Origin of the sequence: Mycobacterium simiae (genome assembly GCF_008370645.1) — a bacterium.
GTDB lineage: Bacteria > Actinomycetota > Actinomycetes > Mycobacteriales > Mycobacteriaceae > Mycobacterium > Mycobacterium simiae_A.
In genome coordinates this window covers 1-3815 of record NZ_VTZN01000289.1, presented here as the reverse complement: position 1 = coordinate 3815, position 3815 = coordinate 1, and the positions used below count along the sequence as shown (strand labels likewise).

The following is a 3815-nucleotide window of genomic DNA, read 5'->3' as shown; positions in this document are numbered from 1 at the left end:
CCGGCACCAACAACATCGGCTTCGGGAACTCCGGCACCGGGAATTGGGGTATCGGAAACTCCGGCAGTTACAACACCGGTATCGGCAACACCGGAAGCACCAACACCGGATTCTTCAACACCGGCATCGTCAACACCGGCATCGGCAACGCAGGCAACTACAACACCGGCTTCTACAACGCGGGCAGCACCAATACGGGCAGTTTCAACCCGGGCAACTACAACACCGGCGGCTTCAACCCAGGCGACTACAACACCGGCTACTTCAATGAAGGCAACTCCAACACCGGCATCGGAAACTCCGGCAATGTCAACACCGGCGCGTTCATCGCAGGGAACTACAGCAACGGTGTGTTCTGGCGCGGCGACTACCAAGGATTGGCTAGCTTCTCCTACCAGTCCGCCGTTTCCGAAATCCCCTGGAACTACGCTGTGAACTCCGACATAGAGATACCGATTCAGGGCACAATCAACGCCATTACCCAAGACCTGTTCACTATTGCTGAATTCCCCATACCCATCAGCTTGGAGACGACGCTCTGTCTCATTTACATTCCGTTCGTCGGGTGCGTTCTCAGCGTATCGTTCACAATTCCGATAACCACCGAGCACGTGGGCCCATTCACCATCAGTTCGAGCGTGCTCAATCCCGAAACCCCGATAACCGCCGTTATTTCTCAGCCAATCAACCTGGCGGACAACGGAACCGTGGGCCCCTTCCCCTTCGGCTTCAGCTGGCAGCAGAGTCCGGGATTCTTCAATTCAAGCACTACTCCGTCGTCGGGCTTCTTTAATTCGGGCGCCGGTGGCGCATCGGGCTTCCTCAACAACGCCAGTGGCGCGGTATCGGGCATCGGAAACCTCTTCACTGAAACCTCGGGGTTGTTCAACGCCGGCGGCGTCGGGAATTCTGGCTTCCAGAACTTCGGCAACCTGGAATCAGGCTGGGCGAACTTGGGCAACTCCCTGTCCGGCTTCTACAACACCAGCATCCTGGACCTCATGACACAGGCCTTCATCTCCGGCTTCGGGAACGTCGGCAGCCAACTCTCCGGCATCCTCAACAGCAACGCGCCCTAGTTCCTAGTACCCTATCGGTCATCGATCAGCCGCAGGACCAGCCCGCGTCAGAATAGGTCTGGTACAGCGATGTTCCCGGATACGGGACGATCCTGCCCACGAACTTTCGGGACTGCGGGTATCTCGTCGCCCGGAGCAGACGCGCCGTCTCGCGGAACTCGTCGGGCTGCACCGTGGGGTGAAACATGATCGTCCGCAGAAGCTGCAGCGGTAGCGGCATCCGCGGGGTCACTCTATCGACAAGACAATTCGGATTCTGGAGCTGCATGAGCCTAGACACCAACCGCCGCGCCGTGGACATGCGGCACTGCAAAGCGGTCGGGCTGGACGATCCACGTAGCGCTGCCTGACTGTCGCAGACCCCGGCCGACCCGTTGGTGGCAGGCCACGGCTGAGTAAGCACCTGCCCATCGAGGACGGCTTCGCCGGGGTGGGCATCGTTCCAGCGCCGCAGCGCATCGGACACAAACGGAATTCTGTTGCCTACGATGAATTTTCAGGTAGACCACGGAATCTCCCACGGCCATCGTTTCGATTCAAAGCGAAACGAGCAAGCGACAATCCTCTTGACTCGGTGTCACAGCATGGGCGGGCCAACTAGCGTTTGCACTCGATAAAAAGGTGCTGGGTGGGAAACACGTACAAGTCATCTCGAACTCTGTACTCGCTCTCTAGAATCCGAAGCAGTCGACTCTTGAACATATTGCGTGTGTCCGGTGATGCCGTGAGCCATGGACCGAAAAATTTAGCGATAGCATCCGCAGAGTTCGCTTCTACAAAGCTATTCACTGGATACACCTCGACTTTCCCGAAACGATTGCAGCACTCAATTAATGCATCGAATTGTGGGTTATGAACGCTCGTTCTACCCAGCAGGCTTTCGTCAAGGTACCCAAGAGCTCCGCGCGATCCCTTGAATGTAACGACAAGCATCAGTCCATTGTGGCTCACAGTCTCCCATGCGCCGTTAAGAAATGCAGGATATGAGGAAGGCGAGTCCTCAGGTAGAGAATGGCACGATAATACGAAATCGTAGGTCCTGTGTAAGGCCAGCGGAAAAACTCCCTCAATTACCTGTAGCCCGGCGCCCCTCAACGCAGCCGCGCAGCTATTATCCTGCTCAACCGCACAGTATTCCGGTACATGCTTCGATAGTGGAACAGCCATTGCGGGATAACCGGCACCGATATCGAGCAGTGAAGTGGCCCCAGCATCATGGATGCGAGGAATTATGTTGTATAGCAGAGCACTTCTCTGATGGTAATGGAGGTTAGCTGGACCGACATCATCTGATGAGAATGCTCCTGGGTCCGCGCACATATTATCAGTTGGCGTCTCAGGCCTCTTCATACTGCCTGTGCTGGGTGCCCTTACGGTGCTCTATTGCATGACCCGGCGTGTAGATGACACACACTTTTACGCATACTGTTGCAGTATAGCACCGTTTAATCGTGCGCTTAAAGGCCCAACTCGTCGAAATCAGTTTCGCATGTTCGATAGCGTCCCGATTCCGGATTGTAATAATATTAGCGACCCTTTCCGGATCGCTCTCCTCAACCAAGATCTGGTCAGGGCGCAGGCCGTCGTAGAATCTTCTTCCCGCAAAACCCAACCCGATGAATTCGCTCAACCCATAGTCTGCCAACAGGCGTTGATAGGCGCAGACGAATTCACTGTGTTGGGGTAGTTTCCCGATGGCAATGTTGACGGCAGGATCTCTCGAGAACTCGAGCGGGATGAGCTTTCCAGTCTGTAATTTGAATGTGCTTGGAGCAAAGGTATCTTCTCTCGAAGGCCGTTTGACCTTCATCGTAGTAAGCGCTGCGGTGCCATCTCCCAATACTTCCGCATCTTCGAGCATAATATGATCTGGATCGATAGTATTGTGCTTATGAAGCAATTCCACGGAATAGTATTCATCGACACCGAATTTGAAAAAATAGGCGCCAGCTTGCTCGAGCAGTCTAGCCAATTTCTGATCTTCGTGGACACTTTGATCCGCGGAGTTCACATCCAAGAGTAGATTATACTGTTCTGCTGAAAAAGATTCGGTTTTCATGCGGTGCCCCTTGGCCGATCGACGAACTGCAATGGAAGATATGATTTCGGCCGTTGCCCTCGGTTGTCAAGGAAGCATGCTGCTGAGGACATGACGGGTCCCCGATGCTGGCTTTATCGAGTTGGTTGCGTGTCGTCCTCGAAATTTCGCCTCGGTGAGACTGCGGCCAGTTAAGGGTGCAGTACTGGCCCAACTGCCGACTGAGGTTGAATAAGCCTGACACGTTGGTGCCGATGCTAAAGAAGCCCGAGTTCAGGCCGCAAAAGGTGGGAAAGCGCTGCCGACGACGCCGGTGTTGCCGATTCCGGAGCTGACGCCGTTCAGTGTGCTGCCGCCGGTCGACGTGTTGAAGAAGCCCAGTTCTTGTTGCCGCCGTTGTTGAAGCCCGAAGCTCACCAGGCCTGTGCTAGTCGGGGACCCGATGCCCGTGCTTTGGAAACGCGGGGAGCACGTATACCGGATTCGGTACTCCGTGGAGTCGAACACGGGCAACAGGACTTCGGGCGACGCAACCCGGCCTTCTGGAACTCGGGCCCCGTGTCGATCTGGCCCGAGTTCCCAAAGCCGTGTTCACTGCGTCTGAGTTGCCGAACCCGGGCGGCCTCCGGACGCTGGTCAACCAAGGTCAAAACCGGGCAAGATCAAACCGGGCGGCTTGGCACAAGGCTACTCACGCG

General features: G+C 55.7%; 3 protein-coding genes and 1 pseudogene. 1 reads left to right on the top strand and 3 read right to left on the bottom strand.

Annotation, left to right across the window (positions count from 1 at the left end; genetic code table 11):
• Nucleotides 1-1079 (top strand): annotated as a pseudogene (locus tag F0Q45_RS24860) (PPE family protein); the annotation flags it as partial.
• Between the two features lie 25 nt (nt 1080-1104).
• On the opposite strand, the gene F0Q45_RS24855 reads toward F0Q45_RS24860, so the two are convergent.
• The 3 genes from F0Q45_RS24855 to F0Q45_RS28140 form a co-directional block, all read right to left on the bottom strand.
• A complete protein-coding gene (locus tag F0Q45_RS24855) occupies nt 1105-1545 on the bottom strand; it encodes a hypothetical protein (RefSeq protein ID WP_149656420.1) in 441 nt (146 codons plus the stop codon).
• Between the two features lie 870 nt (nt 1546-2415).
• The gene (locus F0Q45_RS24850; RefSeq protein WP_149656419.1) at nt 2416-3138 is read right to left on the bottom strand and encodes a hypothetical protein; all 723 of its coding nucleotides are present in this window, start codon (nt 3136-3138) and stop codon (nt 2416-2418) included.
• A 252-nt stretch (nt 3139-3390) separates the two neighbouring features.
• Nucleotides 3391-3534: a hypothetical protein gene (locus F0Q45_RS28140; protein WP_188113147.1), complete on the bottom strand. Its 144-nt coding sequence runs from the start codon at nt 3532-3534 to the stop codon at nt 3391-3393.
• Nucleotides 3535-3815: the final 281 nt, after the last annotated feature.

What these genes read in the sequence shown, in the direction of transcription:
- F0Q45_RS24850 (WP_149656419.1), bottom strand. Translation starts at nt 3,138, where the DNA reads ATGAAAACCGAATCTTTTTCAGCAGAACAGTATAATCTACTCTTGGAT.